A 25,256-nucleotide genomic window follows, 5' to 3' on the forward strand; every position below is an offset into this window, starting at 1 on the left:
GTGTTTTGGCTGAATCTGCCAAACTATGGTGCCGATACGTACAATTCTGGCTCCAACCAGCTGCCCGCACAAGTTAGCCTTTCGACTTGGCACCGCTTGCGTCGGTCGCCGGCGGAGGACAGCCAATGACCGATCGTGTCGCCTTACTCGAGCGGCTGGAGCAGCGCGTGCTCTGGCTGGCGACGTGGATGATCCACAATGCCAACAACCTCCGCGACACTGGCGATGGCCTGAAGGTCGGCGGCCACCAGGCCTCGTCCGCCTCGATGGCGACGATCATGACCGCGCTCTATTTCGACGCCCTGCGCGCGGAGGACCGCGTCGCGGTGAAGCCGCATGCGAGCCCGATCTTCCACGCCATCCACTATCTCGCCGGCCGGCAATCGCTGGAGCGCATGCAGAATTTCCGCGGCTATGGCGGCGTGCAGTCATACCCCTCGCGCACCAAGGACATCGACGACGTCGATTTCTCCACCGGCTCGGTCGGCCTCGGTGTGGCACAGACGCTGTTCGCCTCGCTGGTGCAGGATTATGTCGCCGCCAAGTGGCAGGGCGAGGCGCCGCTCGGCCGCATGGTCGCGCTCGCCGGCGATGCCGAAATGGACGAGGGCAACATCTTCGAGGCCCTGCTCGAAGGCTGGAAGCACGGCGTGCGCAACACCTGGTGGGTGGTCGACTACAACCGCCAGAGCCTCGATGCCGTGGTGTCCGAAGGCCTGTGGGAGCGGCTCGAAAGCGTGTTCCGCACGTTTGGCTGGGATGTCGTAATCCTGAAATACGGGCGCCTGCTCGAAGCGGCTTTCGCTGAGCCCGGCGGCGAAAAGCTGCGCGACTGGATCGACGCCTGCCCCAACCAGATCTACTCCGCCCTCGCCTTCCAGGGCGGCGCCGCCTGGCGCAAGCGCCTGCTCGACGATCTCGGCGACCAGGGCGAGGTCAGCGCGCTGATCGGCCGGCGCAGCGACGCCGAGCTCGGCCGCCTGATGAGCAATCTCGGCGGCCACGACATCGCCAGCCTCTGTGATGCGTTCGAAGCGGCCCGTACACATGACCGGCCGGTCTGCTTCATCGCCTACACCATCAAGGGCTACGGCCTCCCCCTCGCTGGCCACAAGGACAACCATGCCGGCGTGATGACCACGGCCCAGACCGAGGAATTGCGGGCGTCGCTCGGTGTTCGCCCTGGCCATGAATGGGAGCCGATGGAAGGCACCGGCAAGCTGCAGCGCGAGCTCGAGCAGCTGATCGCCGACGCCCCCTTCTTCGCCCGCGCCAACCGCCGCACCGAGGCGGCCGCCCTGCTCATCCCCGACAACCTGCCCCTCGCCATCCAGCCCACCATGTCCACCCAGCAGGGTTTCGGGCTGCTGATGAACGAGGTCGCCCGTTCCGAGGAAGCGTTCGCCCAGCACATCGTCACCACCTCGCCCGACGTGACGGTCTCCACCAATCTCGGCGCCTGGGTGAACCGGCGCGGCGTATTCTCGATCGACACCGTGGCCGACGAGTTCAAATCCAGCCGCATTCCCTCGACCTTCGCCTGGGACCAGTCGCCGCGCGGCCAGCACGTCGAGCTCGGCATTGCCGAGATGAACCTCTTCATCATGCTGTCGGCGCTGGGCCTGTCGCACCAGCTGTTCGGCCAGCGCCTGCTGCCCATCGGCACGCTCTACGACCCCTTCATCGAGCGCGGCCTCGATGCGCTGAACTATGCCTGCTACCAGGACTCGCGCTTCATCGTCGTCGCCACCCCATCGGGCGTGACGCTCGCCCCCGAGGGCGGTGCGCATCAGTCGATCGCCACTCCGCTGATCGGCATGGCGCAGGATGGTCTCGCGAGCTTCGAGCCCGCCTTCGTCGACGAGCTCGCGGTGCTGCTGCGCTTCAGCTTCGAGTATATCCAGCGCGCCGGCGACAAGGTGACCGACGAGACCACCTGGCTGCGCGACGCCTCGGGCGGCTCGGTCTACCTGCGCCTCTCCAGCCGCTCGGTTGAGCAGCCCAAGCGGCTGATGACCGATGCCCTGCGCAACGACATCGTCAATGGCGCCTACTGGCTCCGCCCGCCCGGCCCCAATTGCGATCTCGTCGTCGCCTATACCGGCGCCGTGGCGCCCGAAGTCATCGCCGCCGCCGGCCTCATGGCCGAGGACCGGCGCGATATCGGCGTGCTTGCCGTCACGTCGGCTGACCGACTTAATGCGGGGTGGACCGCGGCGCAGCGAGCACGCGAACATGGCAAGATGTACGCTACCAGTCATGTCGAGCGCCTGCTGGCCGACCTGCCACAGCATTGCAGCCTCGTCACCGTGATCGACGGCCACCCGGCAACGCTGGCCTGGCTGGGCGCGGTGCGCGGCCATCGCACGCGCTCGCTCGGCGTCGAGCACTTCGGCCAGACCGGCACGATTGCCGACCTTTACCGCCACTACGGCATCGACACGGCCGGCATCATCGCGGCGGCCAACGCCATGGCCCCGGCCCGCCCCATACGCTACGCCCGATCCGCCTGAGCCATGCGATGACCCCGGCCTTCAGCGGATTGCGAGTGCTCGATGCCAGCGACTCCGTGGCCGGACAATATTGCGCGCGCCTGCTGGCCGACTATGGCGCGACCGTGCACCTGGCCGAGCCGGCGGCAGGGTCGGCGACGCGCGCGGAAAGTCCATGGCTGTTCCGCCATCTCAACAACGGCAAGTCGGTCGCGGCTATCGACCTCGATGACGACAGCGCATTGAGCCTCGCTGCCGGCGTCGCCGACATCGTCATCGTCTGCAACGCCCGCCATCGCGACCTTGCCCGCAACGCCGCGCCTTCCGCCATCGTCGCCACGATCACCGGCTTCGGCATCGATGGCCCCCTCGCCGACTGGCGCGGCTCGGAAATGATCTACCAGGCGCTGTCCAGCGCCATGCCGAATAATGGCGCCCCCGACCGCGCCCCGCTCTATGGCTGCGGCCACCGCGCCAGCTACGCCGCCGGCGTCGCCGCCTATTGCGGCATCGTCGCGGCCGAGCTGGAGCGCCGGCGCGACGGCAAAGGTCAGGATATCGACATCGCCATAGCCGAAGTCGCCGCTGCCATGACCACCGGCGCCGTCGCCTATGGCTATAGCGGTCGCGTCACCGCCAAGCGCACCGGCGGCCACAGCCTGATCGAGTGCGGCGGCGACTGGGTGCTGCTCTGGTGCTACCCCTACCAGTGGCCGGATTTCTGCGCCGCGCTCGACGCCACCGACCTGCATGATGACCCGCGCTTTGCCGAGCACAATACGCGCGCCAAGCACTGGGCCGAACTGATGGACATCCTGCAGCAGCGCCATCGCGATACGCCGGGCGACGATATCGTCGCCCGCCTCCGCGCCCGCCGGCTGATCACCGCGAAGACGCAGCGCCTCTCCGCCCTCGCCGACGACCCGCATCTGATGGCGCGCGGCTTCTGGCGCACGGCGCCGGGCGCGAACGGCCTCGCCATGGCCCCGCCTTTCCGGTTCCGGGCGGCCACCGCCGAGGCCGCCCCGGCTCCGCGAACGGAAGCCGGCACGCACACCATGCCGCTCGAGGGCATCCGCGTCCTCGACCTCACCACCGCCTGGGCCGGCCCGATGGCCGGCCGCGTGCTCGGCTTTCTCGGCGCCGACGTGATTCACCTCGAGCACGCCAGCAAGCCCGACCTGTGGCGGCATCACCGGCAGGTCTACAATCCCGCCCTCTATGCCGGCAGCGACGAGGACGGTGCGCGCTACAACCGCAACGCGCTGTTCAACTCGCAGAACATCAACAAGCGCTCGCTCTCGCTCGACCTCAAGGCACCCACCGGCCGCGCCGGCGCCCGGCGCGTCGCGCTGCAATGCGACGTCATCCTCACCAATTTCACCCCCGGCACGCTTGACCGGCTCGGCCTCGGCCATGCCGAACTCTCGGCGCTGAACCCCGCGATCATCGTCTGCGAGATGCCGGCTTACGGCCTTACCGGCCCCGATAGCGGTGCGCTGGCGGTCGGCGCGACCATGGAGATGGCCTCAGGCATGGCGAGCCTGATCGGCTATCCCGGCGACCAGCCCGTCCCGACAGGCCCGAACTACCCCGATCCGATCGGCGGCTTCAACGCCGCCGCCGCCATCCTCACCGCCCTCGCCCTGCGCGAACGCGCCGGCGTCGGCGCGCATGTGGAGCTGCCCCAGGTTGAAGCGGCCATGCACTTCATCGGCGGCGAAATCCTCGAGGCGCTCGAGACCGGCATCGATCCCCTGCGCGACGGCAACCATGTGCGCAGCCACGCGCCGCACAATGTCTATCCCTCCGTCGGCACCGACGAGTGGGTCGCCATCTCCGCCCCCGATGCCTCGGCGTGGCGGGCGCTCTGCGACCTGATCGAACCCAGCCTCGCCACCGACCCGAAATTCGCCTCGCCGGAGGCACGCCGAGCGAACGAAGCCGAACTCGACACGCTCATCGCCGCCTGGACCGCCAGCCGCGACAAGAATGAGACCGGCGCCCTGTTGCAGCAGGCCGGCATTCCCGCCGCGCCGGTGCTGCACGCCGGCGAACTCGCCGCCCATCCCTTCTTTCGCCACCGCGCCGCCTTCGTGACGCTGGAGCATCCCGAGGCGGGCACCCGCCCGTACCAGACCATGCCGATCCATCTCGATCGCACCCCCGGCCGCGATCGCAGTGCCGCGCCCACCCTTGGCCAGCACACAGACGAACTGCTCGAAGAGTTCGGCTTCACTGCCGCCGAGCGCGAGGCGATGGCCCGCGACGGCGTGACCGCAAGCATTCCCACCTGACGAGCGCAGTCGTGACCCAGTCGACCATCATCACCGAGCAGTTCGGCAAGGTTCGCCGCCTCACCCTCAACCGCCCCGAAGTGCGCAACGCCCAGAGCCGCACCCTGCTCGCCGAGCTGGACGACGCCTTCACTGCAGCGGTCGCCGACGACGACACGGTGGTGATCATCCTCGCGGGCGCCGGCAAGGACTTCTCCGCCGGGCACGATCTCGGCAGCCCGCAGGCGCTGGAGGAGCGGCGTCTCGATCCGCCCAAGCCGGGCATCCCGGCCGAGTATGAGCGGCTGCTGCACTGGAATGTCGAACTCTGCCTGCGCTGGCGCAACCTGCCCAAGCCGACCATCGCGCAGGTGCAGGGCAACTGCATCATGGGCGGGCTGATGGTCGCCTCGAGCTGTGACCTGATCGTGGCCGCCGACGATGCCGTCTTTGCCGACCGCACCGTGGCCTGGGGCGGCGCGCATGTGCAGTACTTTACGCTGCCCTGGGAGGTCGGCGCGCGCAAGGCCAAGGAGTTCCTGTTCACCTCCGGCCCGATCAGCGCCGATGAGGCTCACCGCCTCGGCCTCGTCAACCGCGTCGTGCCGCGTGAGGCACTGGCCGACGAAACGCTGGCGCTCGCCCAGACCATCGCCAAGCAGGACCCGTTCGCGCTCCGGCTCGCCAAGCTCTCGGTCAACGAGGCGCTCGACCGGCAGGGCCAGGCCGACAGCATCAACACCGCCTTCAAGAACTACATGATGGCCCTGCCGCACCGGAAGGACTCCGGTACCTTCGGGGGCGGTGAACTGACCGCTCGGGAGCGGCTGGCCAGATACAACAAGACGTCGGAATCAGAACAATAGGGGAGATAGACGTGTCCGAGACCACCCAGCGGATCGCCATCCAGCATGGCGCCGATGCCAACACGCGTAACGATACGGTGGAATGGGCACTCGGCCTGCTCGAGCGGGCACTGCAGCAGCGTAACATCGCGCTCGTCCGCGATGGCGCCGCCGCCCAGAGCATCCGCCTCGCCTCGGGCACCGATGCCGATGCTGCCGCCAGCGCCGCCGGCGTCACCCTGCCCCGCAAGACCGAGGCTTTCGCGCTGTTCCGCACCGGCGGCGACATCGTCGCCTGGGGCTTTGATCGCCGCGCCATGGGCTACGCCATCACCGAGCTGGCCGACCGGCTGCTCGACAAGGAAGGCGAGCTGTTCGGCAAGCTGCCGCTGGTCGAGGAGCCGAAAACCCGTATCCGCGCCGTGGCGCGCGCCTTCTGCAGCGAGATCGAGGACAAACCCTGGCTCTATGACCGCTCGGGCTGGATCAAGTATCTCGACATGCTGGCGACCAACCGGTTCAACCGCCTCGCGATCAACCTCGGCATCGCCTACGACTACCCCTACCACAACAACATCCTCAGCGACGTCTACCTGCACTTCGCCTACCCCTTCCTCGTCGACCTGCCGGACTACGGCATCGAGGTCGGCGGCCTGCCTGAGCTCGAGCGGCAGCAGAATCTCGAGGCCTTCAAGTTCATCGGCCGCGAAGCAGCTCGCCGCGGCCTCGATTTCCAACTGGGCCTGTGGAACGAGGGTTACGACTTCGACGACCAGGACCACCTGAGCCACCAGGTCTACGGCGTCACCGAAGAGAACCTGCGCCATTACTGCCGCGACAGCGTCGCCTTCCTGCTACGCGAAATCCCCGAGATCACCGGTCTCAGCTTCCGCATCCACGTCGAATGCGGCGTTGCCGAAGGCGACTACGATTTCTGGCGGCAGGTGTTCTCGGCGGTAAAGAACTGCGGCCGTACCATCGAGATGAACCTCCACGCCAAGGGCCTCGACGATCACGTGCTCGGCGCCGCGCGCGACACCGGCATGCCGCTGGTGGTGGCGCCAAAGTACCTCGCCGAACATATGGGCCTGCCCTACCACCCCTCGGCCATCCGCGAGACCGAGTATCCGCCCGCGGAGGCCGTCCATGGCCGCGAGCAGCTCAGCACCGGCTCGCGCCGCTTCACCCGCCAGAGCTATGGCGACTACCTGCCGCCCAAGCGCGACTGGCGCGTGATGTTCCGCATCTGGCCGGGCACGCAGCGCGTACTCAGCTGGGGCGACCCCGCCTTCGCCGCCGCCTATGGCCGCTCGATGTCGTTCTGCGACGCCGACGGCATGGAGTGGATGGAGCCGATGACCTTCAAGGGTCGGCAGGGCACCGGCATTTCCGGCGGCCGCAGCGGCCTCATCGACCCCACGCTCGCCTCTCTGCCCGAGTGGCAGCGCCACGAATATGCCTTCCGCCTGCTCGGCCGGCTGACCTACTCGCCCGACATCGGCCCCGAGAGCTGGCAGCGCTACCTCACCGCCAAGCTCGGCTCGGCCGCCGCTGCGGTGGAAAAGGCCATGGGGGCCGCAAGCCGCATCCTGCCGCTCGTCACCAAGACGCACGGCCCCTCGATCGCCAATAACTGCTATTGGCCCGAGGTCTACACCAACATCTCCGCGGTCGGCACGTTCACCCCCCGCCCGGTGGGCTTCGACATGAACGGGCCGACCCGCTTCGGCAACGCCCCTTCGTTCGATCCGCAGATGTTCCCCTCGGCGAAGGTCTATGTCGAAGCGCTGCTCGCCGAGACCACCCCGCCCTCCTACACGCCATTGGACGTGGCCGACTGGCTCGACGGCTTCGCCGCGGAAGCGGAAGCGGCGCTGGCCGAACTCGCCCGCGTGCCGGAAAGCTCATACCGGCTCGTCGCGCGCTATGCGCTCGATGCCGAGATCATGGCCGGCATCGGCCGCTTCTTCGCACAGAAATTCCGTAGCGCCTGCTATGCCGAACTGATGCTGGCGACGCGCTCGCGCGCCGCTCAGCGCCTCGCCCTCGCCCATGCCCGGCTCGCTCTCGCCGCCTGGACCCGCACCGCCAATGCCGGCGATCGCGGCTACCATCGCGACATGACTTTCGGCCCGGGCCGCCACATGCGCGGCACCTGGTCGGCCCGCACGGACGAGGTGGCCAAGGAAGCCAACGACATCCAGGTCTACCAGATGCAGGACACGCCCGAGCCGACGCATGGCGCGGCCGATGCGGACCGGGTCATCGCGATCCTGGGTGCTCGGAAGCCTGTAGGCCGGCTGGGGGTCAAGCTCGAAGCCCCGACGGGCTTTGCGCCGGGCGAGGCGGTGACGGTCGCCATCGACGCGACGGGCGAGTTGCAGCGCGCCCAGCTCCACTATCGCCACGTCAACCAGGGCGAGCGCTGGAAAGCCATGCCGATGTCGCGCAATGGCGGTCGCTACGAAGCGACCATCCCGGCCGACTACACCAACTCCAACGACCACCTGCAGGTCTACGTCACGGGCGAGCAGGCAAGCGGCGTGGGCGTCGCGCCGGGCTTCGCCGACAACCTCGCCGGCGCGCCCTACCTGCTGATTCCGCAGCGAGCCTGACGATCAAGAAGCGAGGTCGCCGCTGGCGGCCTCGCTACAGCGCCAGCACGAAGCGGGCCGAGAACCGCTCGGCACCCCACCACATCCGGAAATTCGTGCCCCACTTGTTGTTGTGGAGGTTGAACCTGAGGCCGGCAGAGAAATCCGGCGGCAGCGGGTTGAACGGCATGAACTTGGTGTCGGCCGGCGCCACAAGCATGCTGTCGAGCGGCCTGAGCTCAATGCCCTCGGCGCGCACCGCGGCAACCGCCTGCAGCTGCCCGCCGCCCTTGTGGGCGACGCGGTTCGCCGCAAGCCACTGCCCCATCTTGAGGAACTGCCAGTCGCGCCGCCCCGCCGGCGTGAACGTGACAAAACTCGCCTCCGGCATCCGGTTGGCGGGCTTATCGACCAGCGTCACGGTGATCTCGATGCGGTGCTCGTCCAGCGCCCGGAATCGGTACTCGACCCGCGCCGGCGCGCCGAGCTCGGCATGCGCGGTGGCGTCGAGCTTCAGCTCGCCATCCGGGGAATAAACGCTCGAGCGCGCGGTGGCGGCGCGCTCGAGCCCAGGCTTGGCGTGGTCGAGAATCGCCCACACGGCCCGATGGGTCAGATAGCTATCCATATGCGCGGCGATATCGGCCGCGTCGTAGCTCTCGTAGCGATAGCCCAGGAGGCTCCCGCCTTCGCCGCGCAATTCCTTGCCGGCCGGCGAGCGGATGAGCGCCACGTCACCCGTCGCCGGATCGGTCTCGACCAGCCAGCCGCTGCCCTCGACCGGCTCGGCGTCCCGCGCCTCGGCAATCGCCCGGTCGGCCGGCTCGAGCACGGCGACTGCGTCGTCGAGATAGGCGCGCTGCTCATCCCACGAGGCTTGGGAGTATTGGAACCGGTAGTCGTTGGCGCGCACCGCCTCGAAGGCCGGGCGATCCCAGGCCGTCTCGTCGCGCAGGTAGGATTTGATGTCGACGCCCCAGGTATGCTCGGCCACCATGCCCAGCCCGCGCCCGAACGCGAGCCGGCTCGGCGTCAGCGTCCCTTCGGCAAAGCTGTCATAGACGCGCTGCAAATGCAGGAACCGCTTGATCTTGTCGGGGTCGGACGCCGTGCCGTAGATCCAGTTATCCGCCAGCTCGATATCGACCACCGGGAACTCGTCCCGCCGCGCCCACAGGATCTCGCCATAGGCATCGAGCGTCGAAGCGACGATCGCCGTATCCGGGTGATGCGCCTCGAGCTCGCGCCATGCATCCACCGTCTGCGGCACGCTTTGCGGCCCCATATTGTCGTTGGTATGGGCAAACCCGAGCCCCTCGTCGAACCCCTCGGGAAACGAGGTCTCGCCATACGACTTCTGGTACAGCACCACGATCTCGGACCCGTCCGACGCGCGCCAGCGGAACACATCGGGCACGTCCGGCGGCGGCGAGGCGGTGTTAACGCCCAAATGCAGGAACTTCACCCCGGCCTCGGCCAGTAAAGGCACGATGCCGATCGTGTGCCCCGGCACATCGGTCATCTTCGAGGCGATCGTCGTCTTGCCGAAGCGCTTGTCGAGCTCCTGGCTGTAGCTCAGCCCGGCCCGGAACACCGCCGGCGACATCAGCTCGGAATGTGTGGTGAAAGGCAGCGCATGCCAGCGGATCAGCCCGCGGTCGATGGCGCGCTCCAGCCGCTGCACCGCCGCCGGGCCAGCGCTGTTGAGATGATCCCAGATCAGCCACGCGCCGGTGGTCCAGATGAACTTCGGATGCTCCGGATCCTCGAGGTAAAAATGCTCGCCGGTATCGATCGCCTGCGGAATGAACCGCTCGTGATACTGCGCCCGCACCCGCGCCGCGTGATCGGTGAAGCCGATATCGAGATGGGTCTTGAAGACCAGGTGGATCGTCTTGGTCATGAAAACTCTCGTCAGCCCACCGTGCCGCGCACGACCAGGCGGGTCGAAATGGTTTCGGTCAGCGATGGCGCCGTCGGGGTCTTGAGCCGCCGCAGGATCAGCCGCACCAGCGCCTGGCTGCGTTCGGCCAGATCGAGCTTTACCGTGGTGAGGTTGTAGCTCTTCCAGTGCGATTGCTGGATGTCATCGAAGCCCACCACCTTCACGTCCTGCGGCACGCGCAGCCCGAGCTCGTGGCGCAGCGCATCGATCGCGCCGAACGCGCCGACATCGTTGGCGGCAAAGATCGCATCCACCGGCTCGCCGACGCGGAACTGGTTCAGCGTCTCGCGATAGGCCGTGTCATAGCTGTAATCGCCCTGGATGCGGATCGGCGGCGGCAGCCCGCGCTCGGCCAACACCTTCGCCACCATGCGCCCGCGCGAATTGGTGGCGAGCGAGTTCTGCTTGCCGGCGAGGAAGGCGAAGGTCTTCGCACCATAGCCCTGCATCAGCGCTACCGCCTGCTCGATGCCCGCCCGCTGCAATACGTCGAGCCGGTCGAACAGCGGACCGGCGGCGGCCGGCTCCCCCTCCTCATCCGGATAGCCGACATAGATCGGCACCGCCCGGTCGAGCACGCGCGACAGGGTGGTCGGCCGCACGTTCTCAGCATACGCGATCACCGAGTCGGGGTTGAACCCCTTCATGTAGGTGAGCAGCGTCTCATCCATCGACAGGTCGTCGCGGGTGCGGAACAGCAGCGTCGCAAAACCCTCTGCCTGCAGCGCCGTGGTCATGGCGTCGAGCTCCTGGCTCTCCCATGGCCCCGACACATCCGGCACGATGATGCCGACGAGGTGCGAGCGCCCGGTGACCATGGAGCGCGCCGCCATGTCGGGCGTGTAATTGAGCTCCTGCGCCACCTTGAGGATCAGGTCGCGCTTCTCCGGCTTGATCGAGGCATGCGGGTTGAACGCGCGGCTGACCGCGACGCGCGAGACGTTGGCGGTGCGCGCGACCATGTCCGCTGTGGCGCGGCTGCGATTGCGGGTGGCGTTGTCGCTCAATAGGTCTGTCTCGCTGCCATATTGCAATCGTGTACAACAGTGTTTGTGCCGCCCGGATGTGCCGACTGTCAAGCGTGCCCAATGCGCGAATCCGACGAAACATCAGCATTTGCAGGCATATGGCGGATATCTATACCTGCAGAATGAATGTTCCATGACACGCGTCATTCGGCTGTCATCTGCAACATTCATTCTGTCGCTTGACTGATAATGAAAGCGTGTTCATTGTTCCAGTCGTGAGCTGCGGCGGCCATAGGGAGGCTGCCGCGTCGCCAATTCGGCGCCCGCAAAGCGGCGCCACAAGGGAGGATATTTCGCGATGAGCAATCGCTTGCGCGCCCTGTATCTGGGGCTTGCCACTGCCACCACGATGATCACGCCGGCCTTTGCCGTCGATCTCACCGTCATCTGCCGCTGCGTCGTCGGCGGCGTGAACAGCGAGACCGCGACCTGGATCAAGGAAAGCGTGATCCCCAAGTTCACCGAAGAGATGAAGGCGGCCGGCAAGGACGTCACCGTCTCGCTCAACGAGTTCGGCGGCTCCGACGAGCAGATGACCCAGCAGCTGGCGCTCGACTTCTCGACTGGAGCGGGCGCCGACGTCTCCGCCTTCGACGGTTTCCTCATCCCCTCCTTCGTCGAAGGTGGGCTCCTGAAGCCGCTCGATGAAGTGGCCGGCGCCGATGTCACTAGTTGGGAAGGCTGGAGCCACATCTCGCAGGGCTCGCGCGACCTGATGAGCTATAAGGGCAAGGATTACGGCCTCGCGCTCGGTACCGACGTGCGCGCCATCTTCGTGCGCAAGGACCTGCTCGAGGCGGCCGGCATCGATCCGGCAACGTTCCAGCCCAAGTCCTGGACCGAACTGCTCGACGCCGCCCGCGCCATCAAGACGGCCGCCCCCGACAGCTTCCCGCTGCAGCTCAATGCCGGCGTGAACATGGGCGAAGCCACCACCATGCAGGGCTACTACATGGCCATTCTCGGCACCGGCGAAAGCGTCGTCGATGAGAACGGCAAGTACATCGTCTCGAGCCAGGGCATTCTCGACACGCTCAACCTCTACAAGACCATCTATGTCGACGAAAAGCTCGGCGATCAGCGCGCCCAGCTCCTCGCCGACGGCCGCAACCAGACCTTTGCCAGCTTCCGCGACGGCAAGACCGCCATGCTGGTCGAAGGCGACTGGTTCCACGAGTCGGTGCTGGCCCCGGGTGCCGAGTTCGGCATGGATGACCGCAACGACAAGGTCATCTGGGCCTCGATGCCTGCCCAGGAGCCTGGCAAGGGCTATCGCGGCCAGGATTTCGTGACGGTCTCGGGCGGCACGGGTTTCGTGCTCAACCCCAACACCAAGAACCCGGCCGAAGCCTGGGCCCTGCTCAGCTACATGAACAGCCAGGCCGAGCTCACCGCCTTCCAGGGCTATCGTGAAGCCCGCCGCATCCGCGACGACGTCGAGACCCCGAGCAGCGTCTATCTCCAGAAGACCCAGGAATCGCTGCTGCCGCTGACCACTGCCCGGCCGAACGACCCGAACTACAACAAGGTCTCGGCCGAGATCCAGCGCATGACCGAGAGCGTCGTGTCCGGCGAACTCAGCCCCGAAGACGCGATGGCCGCCTACAAGTCGGCGGTGATCGGCATCGTCGGCGAGGCCAACACGGTCTCCAAGCTGTAACGAGCCTTCCTCCCGATCGTCCGGCGTCTCAGCAGCGCCGGGCGACCCCCTGGGGAGGCCTCCCCGCGATCGGGGAGGCCTCCCTTTTTGCATGGGTTGTCATATTGAGCACGACTGAGCAGCTGTTTGCCCAAGCCGCGGTGCGGGAAGAATACCCCCACCCCTGTCCCCTCCCCGCAAGGGGGAGGGAGACGACAACACTGCTGCCGGTGGCTTACGAAGACCTGCGAGCGCAGGTCACCTCCCCCCTTGCGGGGGAGGGACAGGGTGGGGGGTGTTTCAAGTGAACGAACCTCTGCCGACAAAGAAAAAGCGCAGCTTCTCCCTGCTCTCGAACCGCGCCGGGGCCGCCTTCATGGCGCCTGCCGCCGCGCTGGTCGGCGTCTTCGTGCTGCTGCCCTTCTTCTGGGTGATCTTCGTCTCGTTCACCAACCGCACGCTGCTCGGCAAGACCGCCCTCAACCCCGAATTCGTCGGTTTCGAGAATTACATCAAGCTGTTCGACCCGGTGAACTTCTTCACCCGCGGCCAGTTCGGCTTCTCGCTGATCCTCACCACCCAGTTCGTCATTCTTTCTGCCCTCGTCGGGCAGGCCCTGCTCGGCCTGCTGCTCGCCTGGCTGATCCAGACCATCCCGCCGGCGCTGAAGCGCACGGTCGAGGCCTGCGTGATCGCCGCCTGGATCCTCCCCGAAGTGGTGATCGGCTTTGCCTGGTTCGCCTTCCTCAACTACGAGCACGGCACCCTGAACATGATCCTCACCGGGCTCGGCCTGCCGGCAGGCGATTTCCTGCTGCAGCAGCCCTTCTGGGTCATCGTCATCTTCAATACCTGGCGCGGCGCCGCCTTCTCGATGATGCTGTTCAACTCGGCCTTCTCGTCGATCCCGCCCAGCTATTTCCAGGCCGCCGACGTCGCCGGCGCCTCGAGCTGGCAGAAGTTCCGCGATATCGGCCTGCCGCTGATCCGTGGCCACATCGTCACCGATCTCGTGCTGATCACCATGTGGACGTTCAACGTCTTCACCCCGTTCATCCTCACGGGCGGCGGGCCATCCTATCGGACCGAACTGCTCTCGATCTACAACTACCGCGTCGCCTTCCGCGATTTCGAGTTCGGCAAGGGCGCGGCCGTCGGCGTCATCATCATGCTGGTCAACCTCGCCTTCGCGCTGATCTACCTCAGCATCGGGCGCAAGAAGGCGAAGGGAGCGGCGTAATGAGGCTCTCCTTCGGCCAGCTGTTGTCGCGCATCGGCTTTTCCGTGCTCGCCGCCATCATCGGCGTGCTGTTCGCGCTGCCGCTGATATGGTTCATCTTCGCCCCGTTCAACGCCCGCGCCGAACTGGGTCTCGCTGTCCCCGACCCGTGGACGCTGCAGAACTTCATGACCGTGTTCGGCAACGGCTTTGCCATGCGCGGCCTGCTCAACAGCCTGATCCAGAGCGTCGGCGGCGTCATCCTCGTCGGCATCGCGGCGACGCTCGCCGCCTATGCGCTGAGCCGCTCGTCCATCCCCGGCAAGGGCGCCGTCACCTACATCCTGCTGCTGTTTTCCTCGGTCGTCTCGGGCTCGGCGGCGATGGTGCCGATCTTCCTCATCATCTCCTCGGCCGGGCTGATCGATACCCAGGTCGCGGTGATCCTCGTCTTCGCCGGCGGCCTCTTGCCGACCGCGATGTTCATCCTGCGGGACTTCATCGACGGCATTCCCAAGACCTACGAGGAAAGCGCCATGGTCGCCGGCGCCTCCCCGGTGCAGGCCTTCTTCGATGTGGCGCTGCCGGTGATCCGGCCCGGCATCGTCGTGGTCGTCGTCTGGGCCTTCGTGAACATCTGGGGCAGCTTCCTCATCCCCTTCATCCTGCTCCGCTCCGACGACCAGATGCCGGCCTCGGTCGCCATCTACTCGTTCTACTCAGAGGCAGGCACGCCGATCGTGACGCTGCTCGCGGCCTACTCGCTGATCTACTCGCTGCCCGTCATCGTCCTTTACCTCTTCGTCAGCTGGAAGTTCGGCTTCCGCTTCTTCGGTGGAATCAAAGCGTAATGGCCTCGGTCGAATTCCAGAACGTCACCAAGTCCTTCGGCACTTTCTCGGCCGTGCGGGATATCAGCTTCAAGGTCGCCGACGGCGAGTTCATCTGCCTGCTCGGCCCGTCGGGCTGCGGCAAGACCACCAGCCTCAGGATGATCGCCGGCCTCGAGACGCCCACCAGTGGCAAGATCTTCATCGGCGACGACGAGGTCACCCACCTCCATCCCAAGGACCGCCAGATCTCCATGGTGTTCCAGGACTACGCGCTCTACCCGCACATGAACCTCGCCGACAACATCGCCTATCCGCTCAAGGTGCGCGGCGAGAGCGTCGAGAAGCGCCACAAGCGGGCCAAGGAAGTCGCCGACGTTTTGAAGATCGGCGACCTGCTCAACCGGCTGCCGAGCCAGATCTCCGGCGGCCAGCAGCAGCGCACTTCGCTGGCTCGTGCCCTCGTCTATCCCAGCCGCGTCTACCTGTTCGACGAGCCGCTCTCCAACCTCGACGCCAAACTTCGCCTCGAAGCGCGCGGCTTCCTCAACCACCTGCAGCGCGACATGGGCATGACCGCCGTCTATGTCACGCACGACCAGGCCGAGGCCATGGCGCTCGCCACGCGCATCGCCGTGATGGACCGCGGCCGCATCGTGCAGTTCGCCCGCCCCATCGAGATCTATCGCCGGCCCGCGACCACCTTCGTCGCCAATTTCGTCGGCAACCCGCCCATGAACATGATCCCGGTCGAAGGCCTCGTCGAAGGCGACCGCCTGCAGCTGCGCGCCCACGGCGTGCTGGTGCGCGACGTGCCCCTGTCGCAGGGCATCCGCGCCGCACTGGGCAAGGGCCCGACTCTGACCCTCGGCGTCCGGCCCGAGCACCTGAGCATGGGCACGCTCAACGACATCAACACGCTGAGCGGCAAGCTGTTCGCCAACGAGAACATGGGCCCCGAAAAGCTCGTCACCTTCGAGCGCCAGGACGGCGGCCGCGTCACCGCCCGCATCTTCACCGATGATCTGGTCGAGACCACCGAAAACGTCGCCTTCACCTTCTCGGGCGCCCACGCCACCCTGTTCGACGCCGACGGCAACCGCATCCCGGCCGACGGGGAGCAGCCGCTGTGACCGGCGCGCGAGCCCTAGCAGACGGCCCCCTCCCATCCTCCCCCATAAAGGGGGAGGTGCCGTCCTGTGCCTTGGGCACCATCGATCCGCAGCCTCGACTCTTCACCTCCCCCTTTATGGGGGAGGCCGGGAGGGGGTCGTCTCTATCGGTCATCGCCGAGGTCAGCCAATGACCCAAACCATCACCATCCACGTCACCCCCGCCGACCAGGCGCGCGACCCCTACTACTACATCCCCGTCACCGTTCCCCCCGGCACCACCCGCATCGACGTCACCCTCGCCTACCCCAAGGCCGAGGACTGCATCATCGATCTCGGCATGTTCGACCCGGCCATGACGCCCTTCCCCTCCGAGGGCGGCTTCCGTGGTTGGTCGGGCGGTGCGCGCGATCGCTTCTTCGTCGCGACCGACGACGCCACCCCCGGCTATGTCCACGGCCCCATGCCGGCCGGCGAATGGAACGTCATCCTCGGCCTCTACAAGGTGCCGCCCCAGGGCGCCGACGTCACCGTGACGGTAAGCCTCGACAGCGCCGAGCGCGCCACCAACCCGCCCCCTACGCGCACCTATCCGGTGCGGCAGCAGGCCGGCTGGTACAAGGGCGACCTCCACTGCCACACCTTCCATTCCGATGCGCGCGGTGCGCCCGAGACCCTTCACGCGGCAGCGAAGCAGGCCGGGCTCGATTTCCTCGCCATCGCCGATCACAACACCACCACCCAGCGCCGCTATTTCCACCCCGCCTCGTCGCCGGACCTGGTGTTCGTGCGCGCCATGGAGATCACCACCGCCGTCGGCCACGCCAATGTCTACGGCGTCGACGACTGGGTCGATTTCCGCATGACCAAGCCGTCCGATGCGCACGTGATCGAAGAGATCGTGCATCGCAAGGGCGGCCTGCTTTCGGTGAACCACGACAAGCCCACCATCCCCTGGGATTACGAGCTGCCCAGGATCGACTGCCAGGAAGTCTGGCAATCGACCTGGATGGCGTGGAACTGGGTGTCGCTCACCCGCTGGCAGGAGCGGCTCGCCCGTGGCCTCCGCATCTCCGCCATCGGCGGCAGCGACTTCCACCAGCCCGAACAGTTGCAGCCCGAAGGCCCGCTCGTCCTCGCCCGCCCCACTACTGTGTTGTGGCTGCCCGAACTGAGCGAAGACGCCGTGCTCGCCGCGATGAAATCCGGCCGCGGCTACGTCACCGAAGGCCCCAACGGCCCGCATCTCGAGATCACCGTAAACGGCCAGCCCATGGGCTCCTCCGTCACCAGGCCCCTCGCCTGCGAGGCGATCGTGCGCGGCGCCAGCGGCGACGTGCTGGTCTGGATCGACGGCAATGGCACCGCCACCGAGCAGGCGATCGATAGCGACGACTGGCGCGGCGAGCTCGCTCTGCTCGATGGCGCCACGACCTTCATCCGCGCCGAGATCGTCGCCAAGGCCAGCCGCGAACGGCTGATCGCCGAGTTCACCGCCGCCGCCACCGAGCGCGGCGAGCTGCCCTGGCAATTCCAGGGCTCGCACCTCGCTGACGAGCCGATCCGGCGCGCCATTTCCAACCCCGTCTATATCGACCTGGACTGAACCATGCTCATCGGCAATGCCCCCTGCTCGTGGGGCATCAACTACCCCACCGGCAACCGCTACACCTGGCAGCAATATCTCGATGAGGTCGCCGCCTCCGGCTATCGCGGCACCGAGCTCGGCCCCTTCGGCTTCCTGCCCAAGGACAAGGCCGTGCTCGGCCCCGAGCTCGACAAGCGCGGCCTGACCCTGATCGGCGCCACCCACGTCCACACTTTCGGCGACCGCAGCTCGGCGCCGACCTTGATGGCAACCCTGCGCGAACTCGCCCCGCTGCTGCGCGACCTGGGCGCCAAACACCTCGTCATCATGGACGAGAGCAACTGGTACCCGATGGGCCAGGAGGGCAAGCTCGACGAAACCGGCTGGCGGGGTCTCGTCGCCACCGTGCGCGAGGCGCAGGCGGTGATCGAAGGCGAGTATGGCCTCAAGGCCAGCTTCCACCCCCATATCGGCACCGCCGTGCAGTTCGAGTGGCAGATCGACCTGCTGCTGCAGGACACCGATATCGACCTTTGCTTCGATACCGGCCACCACGCCTTCTGGAACCAGGACCCGCTCGCCTACATGGAAAAGGTCTGGGGCCGCATCGCCTACATGCACCTGAAGAACGTCGACGCCGCCGTGCGCCAGCTCGTCCTCGACGGCAAGCTGTCGGTTGCCGACAGCTATGGCCGCGGCGTCATGGCCCCCCTGCCCGATGGCGCCGTCGATATCCGCGCCGTCATGGCCTTCCTCGAAGCGAAGGGCTTTGACGGCCCGATCGTCGTCGAGCAGGACGTGGCCGACAACGCCGCCGAAACCCCGCTGCAGCTCGCCCAGCGCAACTTCACCTACATGCAGGCGATCGCGTGATGACTGACCGGATCAAAGTCGGCCTCATCGGCCTCGGCGAAGTCGCCCAGCTGATGCACCTGCCGCTGCTCGCCGACGACCGGCGCTTCGAGATCGCCGCCGTCACCGACGCCTCGCCCAGCCTCATGGCCTACGTCGCCGAGCGCTATGGCGTGAAGACCCGGCACGCCTCGGCCGAAGCGCTGATCACCGACCCGGCGTTGGATGCGGTGTTCATCCTCACACCCGACTACCTGCACGCTCCGCTGCTCGAGAAAGCCATCAAGGCCGGCAAGCACGTCTTCATCGAAAAGCCCGCCGCCCTCACCGCACCCGAGCTGAAGCCGCTGATCGAGCTCGATCGCGACAACAACAAGATCGTCTTCGTCGGCTACATGCGCCGCTTCGCGCCGGCCTTCACGGCGCTGAAGGAGCGCCTGCCGCCCCGCGACGAAATCCGCCACGTCCGCATCCGCGACCTGATCCGCGAGAGCCAGTTCTTCGTCGACCAGACCCGCAATATCGTGAAGCCCACCGATGTCCCGGCCGAGCTGATCGCCGAGGGTCGCAGCAAGACGCAGGCGCTGTTGCGAACCGTGATGGGCGACACCGCCTCGCCCGAGCAGGTTCGCGCCTACCAGGTGCTCACCGGCCTCTCCTCGCACAGCTTCTCCGCCATGCGCGAGCTGTTCGGCTCGCCCAGAGGCGTTGCGGCGGCGCGCCAGCACCGCGGCGAGAACGTGCTGGTGATGTTCGACTATGGCAGCTTCACCGCGCTCTACGAAGCGGTGATCCACGACGTCGCCCGCTTCGATGCCGGCATCGAGGTGCTGACGCTCAACCAGCACTTCAGGATCAACTACGACACGCCCTATGTGCGCAACCTGCCGACCCGGCTGGAGATCACCACCTCGGACCTCCACTCGACCGGCACCGAGATCGTCGGCCCGTTCTACGAGGACGCCTTCCGTGTCGAGCTGGGCGCCTTCCACCACGCGGTCACCACCGGCGAAAAGCCCAAGACGCGGCTATCGGACTCGCTCGCCGACCTCGAGCTCTTCGCCGAAGTCGGCCGCCATTTCCTGACGCAGGCCTGATCGGGCGCGTACGCCACTGGTCAGGCCTAGCGGAGCCCGGCGACGACCCGCTCGGCCATGGCTTCGCACCGCGTTCCGGCAAATGGAAACAGTCCCGCAAATGTGGAGCTGATCTGCTTTTCGATCTGCGAACGCAGCAGCCGCCGCGCGCGGAACAGGCGTGAGCGCACTGTCTCGACCTGCACATCGAGTTGCTCGGCGATCTCCTCGACGCTCAGCCCCTCAACCTCGCGCAGCACGAAGGCGGTCCGGAACACCGGCGGCAGTTCGTCGATGACATGCTCGAGCAGCGTGCGAACTTCCTTGCGCGACATCTCCGCCTCCGGGTCGGGGGCCTCCAGCCCGGGAAAACGAATGATCCGGCTGCCGGGCTCGACATCGATCTGCTCGATCCCCACGGTCGGCCGTTGCCGCCGCTTGCGGGTCAGCGCCTCGTTGATGACGATCCGCGTCAGCCAGGTGGAAAATCGTGCCGCAGCACGGAAGCCGTCAAGATTGCGGAAGGCGGCGATATAGGCTGCCTGCACCACGTCCTCGGCCTCGCTGTCGCTGCCGGCAATCGACCGGGCCACCCGGAACAGCATCTGGTTGTGACGGCGCACGAGGCAGCGAATGGCGGCCTCGTCTTTCCCACGTGCCAGCTCGACCAGCGCCCCATCCTCGAGCTGGCCCAGGTCCTCGCGTATGATCGCGGTTGCGCTCACCTCGTCCTCCTATGGCGCCACGGCCAGCGTGCCGGTCATGCCGGGATGGAACTTGCAGAAGAATGCAAAACTGCCCGCGCTGCCCACCACCATGCTGGCTGAGGTCTTGGCCGGCAGGTCCACGTCGAACCCGCCGTCCCTGGCCGTCGCCGTATGCGCGAAGATATCGTCATTCCGCCACACGATCGTATCGCCCACATGCAGCTCCGTCGGCATAGGACCAAACGTCATGTCCGACACGACGACGGTGTATTCCGCCGAGGCAGCCCAGCTCGCCGAAGCGAGCAAGGCCGCGATCGCGGTGGCGAAAGCCAGCGTGCGCATCACTTCACCTGCATCGCCAGATGCTCGGCATGCTGCTGGTGCTCGGTAAAGAGCTTCAGCCCGGTCTCGAGCAGCGCCTTCAGCTCGGCGTTCTGCGCCGAAGGGATCAACAGCTTGGCCAGCGCATCGTTCACCGCCTGATGATAGCTCACCTCGTTGGCAACGTAAGCCACATCGAAGGCGGCACCATCGAGGCTTGCCAGCTCGGCGAGCGTGGCATTGGCGTCGGCGGTCAGCTTCTGGCTGGTCGGATTGTCCTCGGGCGTGACGCCGAGCTTGCCCACCAGCGCCAGCGCCTGGTCGTTCACCGCCTTGTGGTCGCGCGCCATCAGTTCGGCAAAGGCGATCACATCGGCGTTCTTGCTCTTTTGCAGGGCCTGCTCGGCCGCCGCGACGTCGAGCTGCCCGGCAGTGTAGGCGATATGCGCGATCTGCGGATCGGTGGGCTTGTCCTGGGCCGCGGCAGCGCCCGTCATGGCGAGCGCGGCGAACATGGCGACGATGGTGGATTTCAACATTCTGGGCTCCTCGATGCGGCGGACATTTCCGCCACTCTGCCCATTGGATGCGCCACCGCCGCTGGCGTTCCCGGAATTCGCGCCACCTAGCGCCGCTTGAACACCGGGGCCCGCTTTTCCTTGAACGCGGCGCGCCCCTCCCTGGCGTCCTCGGTGGCAAAGCAGATCGCCTGCAGGTCGCGCTCGTAGCTGATCGCGTTCGCGATCGACAGCTCCCACGCGGCGCGCAGGTTGAGCTTCGCCGTCTCGGCCGCAATCGGTGCGCGCGCCGCAATCGCCTGTGCGATCTTCTGAGCCTCGGCCCGCAGTTGGGCCTGCGGCACGACGCGGGACACGAGCCCCCATTTCTCCGCCTGTGCGGCATCGATCGGATCGCCGGTCATGATCATCAGCGCCGCATTGGACGGTCCCACCGCATGCGCGAGATTCACCGCCATGCCGCCGCCGCCGATCCAGCCGAGCTTGATCTCGGGCGCGGCAAAGCTGGCGGTCTCGGAGGCGATACGGATGTCGCACGCCATCGCCGTCTCGAGCCCGCCGCCGAACGCGTAGCCGTTCACCGCCGCGATCGAGGGCTTAAGCAGCGCCCGGATCGCATCGCAATAATCCGGCCGGTTGCGGAAATTCCACGCCGAGTCGTAGTCGTCGAGCGTGCGGATGTCGGAGCCGGCACAGAATGCCCGCTCGCCGGCCCCTGTCAGGATCACGCAGCGGATGTCGTCATCCGCATTGAACTCGGTGACGGCAGCGACCAGCGCCTCCGCCATCTCCGGCGTCATCGCGTTCAGCTTTTCCGGCCGGTTGATGGTGATCGTCCCGACGAAGCCGTCGCGGGCGACGAGGATGTTGTCGCTCATACTCCGTTCTCCGCCACCGCGCCCTTGGCAATCAGCGCTTCAATCGCCGCGTCGTCGTAGCCCGCCTCGATCAGCACGTCGCGGCTGTGCTGACCCACCACCGGCGCCCCGCGATCCACCGTCGAGGGCGTCTTCGAGAACCGGATCGGAAAGCCCGGCGTCTTCACGTGCCCCTCGGTCGGGTGATCGTACTCGACGAAGGTGCCGTTGTGCTTGATCTGCTCGTCCTCGACGAGGTCGGCATAGCCATAGACCGGGCCGCACCAGATATCGGCTGCCCGCAGCAGCTCCAGCCATTCGGCGGTGGTCTTGGTCTTCAGCCGGTCGCGTGTCTTGGCAAAGATCTCGTCACGCTTCTCCCAGGTATCAACCTCATCATCCATGGTGAGGAAGCTCGGCTCGCCGATCGTCTGCCCGAGATTGGCGAGCTTCGGGAAGGCCACGATGATGAACCCGTCGCTCGTCGCGAACGCCCCATAGGGCGCGCGGATATAGACATGCGCATGCGGCTCGGCCGATCGCGTCTGCGGCTTCCCCCCCACGGTGAACACCGACAATTCCTGCATCTGGATGGTGGTGATGGCATCGAGCATGTTCACCTGCACCAGCTGGCCCTCGCCGGTCCGCTCACGATGCAGCAGCGCCGCGAGCGCGCCCTCGAACGCCGTGTAGGCGGTGATGCCGTCGACCAGATACTGCCCCGCCGCGTTCGGCGGCTCGCCTTCGCGGCCCGCCGAGAGCATCGCACCCGACATGCCCTGCAGCACCAGGTCCTGCCCCGGCCGGTGCAGGTATGGACCGTCCTCACCATAGCCCGAGATCGAGACGTAGATCAGCCGCGGATTGATCGCGCTCAGCGTCTCGTAGTCGACGCCCAGGCGCTTCGCCACGCCGGGCCGGTAATTCTGCAGGAACACGTCGGCCGTCTTCACCAGCTCGAGCAGCACCGCCTTGCCGTCCGGGTCCTTCAGGTCCACCGCCAGCGAGCGCTTGTTGCGGTTGAGCGACAGGAACGACACGTTGACCTTGTTGCCGCGCGCCCCGCCCGCCGCAGTGTGGCGCTGCCACTCGCCGGTCACCGGCTCCACCTTCACCACATCGGCCCCGAGATCGCCCAGCCGCTGCGCGGCGAACGGCCCGGCCATGGCGATGGAACAATCGAGAACGCGATAACCGGACAGGATGCCCATGGGTGTCAGTGCCTTGTGTAAGAAACGTTATTCGGAATGGGCATGGGCAGGTGCATCTGGCTCCACCCCCTCCCGTCCTCCCCCATCAAGGGGGAGGTGTAGAACTGTGCTCGTGACTCGATCTTGCCCCGCTCACCGGACGGCACCTCCCCCTTGAGGGGAGAGGACGGGAGGGGGTGGAGCCACACACTCGTCATCTCAGTGCATGACCCAGCCGCCATCCACATGGATGGTCTGGCCGGTGATGAAGCTCGCCGCGTCCGACGACAGGAACATCAGGATATTCGCGATATCGGCCGGTGCCCCGCGCCGCTGCAGCGCCTGCGCCTCGTAGATGCGCCTTTCGTAGGCCGGCAGGTCCGGATGAATCTTCTCGGCGTCGGTCGGAAACGCCCCCGGCGCCACCGCGTTGACGGTGATCCCGTGCTTGCCGAACTCACGCGCCCACGAGCGCGTCAGCCCGACCAGCGCCATCTTCGACTGCACATAGGGCGTGAGGTCCGACCAGCCGCCCGAGATCGTCACCGACGAGATGTTGATGATCCGCCCGCGCTTCGCCGCCTTCATGTGCGGCAGCGCCACCTGCACCGCGACGATGCCGGCATCGACATTGACGCGCTGGACCAGCTGCATCTCGTCGATCGTGTAGGCCTCGAACGGCTTGGATGGATAGATCGCGGCATTGTTGATGACGATGTCGAAGCCGCCAGCTTCGGCCGACAGCTTCTCCAGCCCCGCGCGGAAACCGGCAAGATCCGACAGGTCGAGCATCGCTACCGTCAGCCCACCCTGCCCCGCGGCCGCTTCCTCGAGCGCGGCGACCTTCACCGGGTTGTTGTCGATGGCGAGGACCTTCGCCCCCGAGCGCAGCATCTCGACCGTCGTCTCCAGCCCCAGCCCGCCCGCCGCGCCGGTATAGAGAATGGTCCGCCCCTCGAGCGAACCGAAGCGATCCACACCCATCAGCGTCCCCCGATCTTGATGTGGTTGCCCGACACCGGCGGATACTCGTCCTCCGGCTGACCCGATATCGCCCGGATGCGCGCCTCGCTCGCCACGATATCGCCCGCGCCGTCGAGGATGCGGAACACGCTGTCGTAGCGCTTCTCCTCTCCGTGCTGCAGCCAAATCATCTCGCCGCGCTCGCGCGCCGCGTTGTTGCCGAGCACATGGTTGGTGGAGGGCTCGATACCCAGTGCGTACTGGCCCGCCTGCAGGTTCTGCCACTCGTACAGGCAGGGGAGCTGGTCCTTGCGCGTCGTAACCTCGAAGCCGATCCCGGCCTTGTCGTTCACCAGCGCCACATACTGCCTGCGGTCGCCATCGGCGCCGAGCTCGTGCTGCCACACCTGCTCGTGGAAATCGAACTGCGGCGCCGGCAGCGTTCGATAGCCGACGCCCTGCTTGCGGTAGTCGTCGCCGGCATGCGCCGCCCACACGACGTCTCGGATCGGTGCGAGATAGCGCGAGCCCTCGTCGAGCACCGGATGCCCGACATTGATGTGGTAGCAGTACATGTGCGGCGTCTTGTAGAAGCCGTGGTTCACCACCCGGTCGGTGATGCGGATGTCCTTGCCGCCGACATCGGCTTCGATGCGCCGGATCAGGTGCAGATCCTCGCCGAACACGGCCGATTGCTGCACGATCCCCTCGGCCCACAGCACGCACTCGTCGCCGTGCCATTCCTCGCCATAGCCGGTGAGCCGCGCAGGAATCGTCCCCACCCGCCCGTGCAGCGAGTGGCTGACTTTCTGCTTCGGCGAATAGACATAGTTGTCCGCCGGTACGTCGTTCATGAACAGGATGTGGTCGAGCCCGCAGGTCACGAGCAGCCCAGAGAACGAACGCGCCCAGGCCAGCCCGCCCTCGCCCTCGTATTCATGCAGGCCCGGATGCCGGAACCCGGCCGGCGAGTTCCAGCCGATCGCCTGCCCCTTGAACTCGCAGTCCGCGATATCGAGCGCCCGGTCCACCAGCGCCGTGAAGCGCAGCCCCGAGCCGGTGCGGAATTCGAGCATGCGGATGCCGCGCTCGACCCCGTCGGAAAGCTCCATCAGCCGCACCCCGGCGAACTGGCTCAGCATGCCGGCCCGCTCGGCGATCTCGCGGCGCGTATAGGTCCGGCCGTTCAGCTGCACCATCGGGC

General features: G+C 66.7%; 20 protein-coding genes. 11 read left to right on the top strand and 9 right to left on the bottom strand.

Going from position 1 to position 25,256, the window contains the following annotated elements:
• Positions 1 to 125 precede the first annotated feature (125 nt).
• Genes AC3A6I_RS14490 through AC3A6I_RS14505 form a run of 4 tightly spaced genes read left to right on the top strand, consistent with a single transcriptional unit; the run spans position 126 to position 8,228 of the window.
• Positions 126 to 2,513, top strand: a complete 2,388-nt coding sequence (locus AC3A6I_RS14490; protein WP_487544423.1) for a transketolase-like TK C-terminal-containing protein — start codon at positions 126 to 128, stop codon at positions 2,511 to 2,513.
• A gap of 8 nt (positions 2,514 to 2,521) precedes the next feature.
• The gene (locus AC3A6I_RS14495) at positions 2,522 to 4,789 is read left to right on the top strand and encodes a CaiB/BaiF CoA-transferase family protein (protein ID WP_487544424.1); all 2,268 of its coding nucleotides are present in this window, start codon (positions 2,522 to 2,524) and stop codon (positions 4,787 to 4,789) included.
• A gap of 11 nt (positions 4,790 to 4,800) precedes the next feature.
• Entirely contained in the window at positions 4,801 to 5,634 is an 834-nt protein-coding gene (locus tag AC3A6I_RS14500; protein WP_487544425.1) for an enoyl-CoA hydratase, read from the top strand.
• 11 nt (positions 5,635 to 5,645) lie between these two features.
• A complete protein-coding gene (locus AC3A6I_RS14505; protein WP_487544426.1) occupies positions 5,646 to 8,228 on the top strand; it encodes a hypothetical protein in 2,583 nt (860 codons plus the stop codon).
• Between the two features lie 34 nt (positions 8,229 to 8,262).
• Here the strand turns inward: AC3A6I_RS14505 and AC3A6I_RS14510 are convergent, their stop codons facing one another.
• Together AC3A6I_RS14510 and AC3A6I_RS14515 are read right to left on the bottom strand one after the other, a co-directional pair.
• Positions 8,263 to 10,110: a DUF5054 domain-containing protein gene (locus tag AC3A6I_RS14510; protein WP_487544427.1), complete on the bottom strand. Its 1,848-nt coding sequence runs from the start codon at positions 10,108 to 10,110 to the stop codon at positions 8,263 to 8,265.
• 11 nt (positions 10,111 to 10,121) lie between these two features.
• On the bottom strand, positions 10,122 to 11,159 hold the full coding sequence (locus tag AC3A6I_RS14515) for a LacI family DNA-binding transcriptional regulator (protein WP_487544428.1): 1,038 nt from the start codon (positions 11,157 to 11,159) through the stop codon (positions 10,122 to 10,124).
• A gap of 319 nt (positions 11,160 to 11,478) precedes the next feature.
• Between AC3A6I_RS14515 and AC3A6I_RS14520 the strand changes: the two genes are divergently transcribed.
• The 7 genes from AC3A6I_RS14520 to AC3A6I_RS14550 all read left to right on the top strand — a co-directional run bounded on the left by AC3A6I_RS14520 (position 11,479) and on the right by AC3A6I_RS14550 (position 19,517).
• Positions 11,479 to 12,840 carry an extracellular solute-binding protein gene (locus AC3A6I_RS14520; protein WP_487544429.1) on the top strand — a complete coding sequence of 454 codons (1,362 nt, stop codon included), beginning with the start codon at positions 11,479 to 11,481 and terminating at the stop codon, positions 12,838 to 12,840.
• Between the two features lie 355 nt (positions 12,841 to 13,195).
• Positions 13,196 to 14,059 (top strand): carbohydrate ABC transporter permease, encoded by an 864-nt coding sequence (locus tag AC3A6I_RS14525; protein ID WP_487545034.1) that lies wholly within the window; start codon positions 13,196 to 13,198, stop codon positions 14,057 to 14,059.
• The gene (locus AC3A6I_RS14530) at positions 14,059 to 14,889 is read left to right on the top strand and encodes a carbohydrate ABC transporter permease (protein WP_487544430.1); all 831 of its coding nucleotides are present in this window, start codon (positions 14,059 to 14,061) and stop codon (positions 14,887 to 14,889) included. Before AC3A6I_RS14525 ends, AC3A6I_RS14530 begins: the two co-directional genes overlap by 1 nt.
• Positions 14,889 to 16,001 (top strand): ABC transporter ATP-binding protein, encoded by a 1,113-nt coding sequence (locus AC3A6I_RS14535; protein WP_487544431.1) that lies wholly within the window; start codon positions 14,889 to 14,891, stop codon positions 15,999 to 16,001. The genes AC3A6I_RS14530 and AC3A6I_RS14535 overlap by 1 nt, the downstream gene beginning before the upstream one ends.
• Positions 16,002 to 16,170: 169 nt before the next feature.
• Positions 16,171 to 17,586, top strand: coding sequence for a CehA/McbA family metallohydrolase (locus AC3A6I_RS14540; protein ID WP_487544432.1), 1,416 nt, complete (start codon positions 16,171 to 16,173; stop codon positions 17,584 to 17,586).
• A 3-nt stretch (positions 17,587 to 17,589) separates the two neighbouring features.
• Positions 17,590 to 18,441 (top strand): sugar phosphate isomerase/epimerase family protein, encoded by an 852-nt coding sequence (locus AC3A6I_RS14545; protein ID WP_487544433.1) that lies wholly within the window; start codon positions 17,590 to 17,592, stop codon positions 18,439 to 18,441.
• Positions 18,441 to 19,517, top strand: a complete 1,077-nt coding sequence (locus tag AC3A6I_RS14550) for a Gfo/Idh/MocA family protein (protein ID WP_487544434.1) — start codon at positions 18,441 to 18,443, stop codon at positions 19,515 to 19,517. Before AC3A6I_RS14545 ends, AC3A6I_RS14550 begins: the two co-directional genes overlap by 1 nt.
• Before the next feature lie 26 nt (positions 19,518 to 19,543).
• Here the strand turns inward: AC3A6I_RS14550 and AC3A6I_RS14555 are convergent, their stop codons facing one another.
• From AC3A6I_RS14555 to AC3A6I_RS14585, 7 genes are all read right to left on the bottom strand, one after another.
• The gene (locus tag AC3A6I_RS14555) at positions 19,544 to 20,221 is read right to left on the bottom strand and encodes an RNA polymerase sigma factor (protein WP_487544435.1); all 678 of its coding nucleotides are present in this window, start codon (positions 20,219 to 20,221) and stop codon (positions 19,544 to 19,546) included.
• Positions 20,222 to 20,230: 9 nt separating this feature from the next.
• Positions 20,231 to 20,545 carry a cupredoxin domain-containing protein gene (locus tag AC3A6I_RS14560; protein WP_487544436.1) on the bottom strand — a complete coding sequence of 105 codons (315 nt, stop codon included), beginning with the start codon at positions 20,543 to 20,545 and terminating at the stop codon, positions 20,231 to 20,233.
• Complete coding sequence (locus AC3A6I_RS14565; protein ID WP_487544437.1) at positions 20,545 to 21,063, bottom strand: DUF4142 domain-containing protein; 519 nt, start codon at positions 21,061 to 21,063, stop codon at positions 20,545 to 20,547. The genes AC3A6I_RS14560 and AC3A6I_RS14565 overlap by 1 nt, the downstream gene beginning before the upstream one ends.
• Before the next feature lie 86 nt (positions 21,064 to 21,149).
• The gene (locus AC3A6I_RS14570) at positions 21,150 to 21,920 is read right to left on the bottom strand and encodes an enoyl-CoA hydratase/isomerase family protein (RefSeq protein ID WP_487544438.1); all 771 of its coding nucleotides are present in this window, start codon (positions 21,918 to 21,920) and stop codon (positions 21,150 to 21,152) included.
• Positions 21,917 to 23,110, bottom strand: coding sequence for a CaiB/BaiF CoA transferase family protein (locus AC3A6I_RS14575; RefSeq protein WP_487544439.1), 1,194 nt, complete (start codon positions 23,108 to 23,110; stop codon positions 21,917 to 21,919). Before AC3A6I_RS14575 ends, AC3A6I_RS14570 begins: the two co-directional genes overlap by 4 nt.
• Before the next feature lie 198 nt (positions 23,111 to 23,308).
• Positions 23,309 to 24,073 (bottom strand): SDR family NAD(P)-dependent oxidoreductase, encoded by a 765-nt coding sequence (locus tag AC3A6I_RS14580; RefSeq protein WP_487544441.1) that lies wholly within the window; start codon positions 24,071 to 24,073, stop codon positions 23,309 to 23,311.
• Positions 24,073 to 25,251: an aldose 1-epimerase family protein gene (locus tag AC3A6I_RS14585; protein ID WP_487544442.1), complete on the bottom strand. Its 1,179-nt coding sequence runs from the start codon at positions 25,249 to 25,251 to the stop codon at positions 24,073 to 24,075. The genes AC3A6I_RS14580 and AC3A6I_RS14585 overlap by 1 nt, the downstream gene beginning before the upstream one ends.
• Positions 25,252 to 25,256: the final 5 nt, after the last annotated feature.

The organism is Devosia sp. Soil_C_22 (genome assembly GCF_057657195.1).

Excerpts from the sequence above, each read along its gene's own strand:
- AC3A6I_RS14490 (WP_487544423.1), top strand. The coding sequence starts at position 126 with ATGACCGATCGTGTCGCCTTACTCGAGCGGCTGGAGCAGCGCGTGCTC.
- AC3A6I_RS14495 (WP_487544424.1), top strand. The coding sequence starts at position 2,522 with ATGACCCCGGCCTTCAGCGGATTGCGAGTGCTCGATGCCAGCGACTCC.
- AC3A6I_RS14510 (WP_487544427.1), bottom strand. The coding sequence starts at position 10,110 with ATGACCAAGACGATCCACCTGGTCTTCAAGACCCATCTCGATATCGGC.
- AC3A6I_RS14520 (WP_487544429.1), top strand. The coding sequence starts at position 11,479 with ATGAGCAATCGCTTGCGCGCCCTGTATCTGGGGCTTGCCACTGCCACC.
- AC3A6I_RS14525 (WP_487545034.1), top strand. The coding sequence starts at position 13,196 with ATGGCGCCTGCCGCCGCGCTGGTCGGCGTCTTCGTGCTGCTGCCCTTC.
- AC3A6I_RS14530 (WP_487544430.1), top strand. The coding sequence starts at position 14,059 with ATGAGGCTCTCCTTCGGCCAGCTGTTGTCGCGCATCGGCTTTTCCGTG.
- AC3A6I_RS14535 (WP_487544431.1), top strand. The coding sequence starts at position 14,889 with ATGGCCTCGGTCGAATTCCAGAACGTCACCAAGTCCTTCGGCACTTTC.
- AC3A6I_RS14540 (WP_487544432.1), top strand. The coding sequence starts at position 16,171 with ATGACCCAAACCATCACCATCCACGTCACCCCCGCCGACCAGGCGCGC.
- AC3A6I_RS14545 (WP_487544433.1), top strand. The coding sequence starts at position 17,590 with ATGCTCATCGGCAATGCCCCCTGCTCGTGGGGCATCAACTACCCCACC.
- AC3A6I_RS14550 (WP_487544434.1), top strand. The coding sequence starts at position 18,441 with ATGACTGACCGGATCAAAGTCGGCCTCATCGGCCTCGGCGAAGTCGCC.
- AC3A6I_RS14560 (WP_487544436.1), bottom strand. The coding sequence starts at position 20,545 with ATGCGCACGCTGGCTTTCGCCACCGCGATCGCGGCCTTGCTCGCTTCG.
- AC3A6I_RS14565 (WP_487544437.1), bottom strand. The coding sequence starts at position 21,063 with ATGTTGAAATCCACCATCGTCGCCATGTTCGCCGCGCTCGCCATGACG.
- AC3A6I_RS14570 (WP_487544438.1), bottom strand. The coding sequence starts at position 21,920 with ATGAGCGACAACATCCTCGTCGCCCGCGACGGCTTCGTCGGGACGATC.
- AC3A6I_RS14575 (WP_487544439.1), bottom strand. The coding sequence starts at position 23,110 with ATGGGCATCCTGTCCGGTTATCGCGTTCTCGATTGTTCCATCGCCATG.
- AC3A6I_RS14580 (WP_487544441.1), bottom strand. The coding sequence starts at position 24,073 with ATGGGTGTGGATCGCTTCGGTTCGCTCGAGGGGCGGACCATTCTCTAT.
- AC3A6I_RS14585 (WP_487544442.1), bottom strand. The coding sequence starts at position 25,251 with ATGGTGCAGCTGAACGGCCGGACCTATACGCGCCGCGAGATCGCCGAG.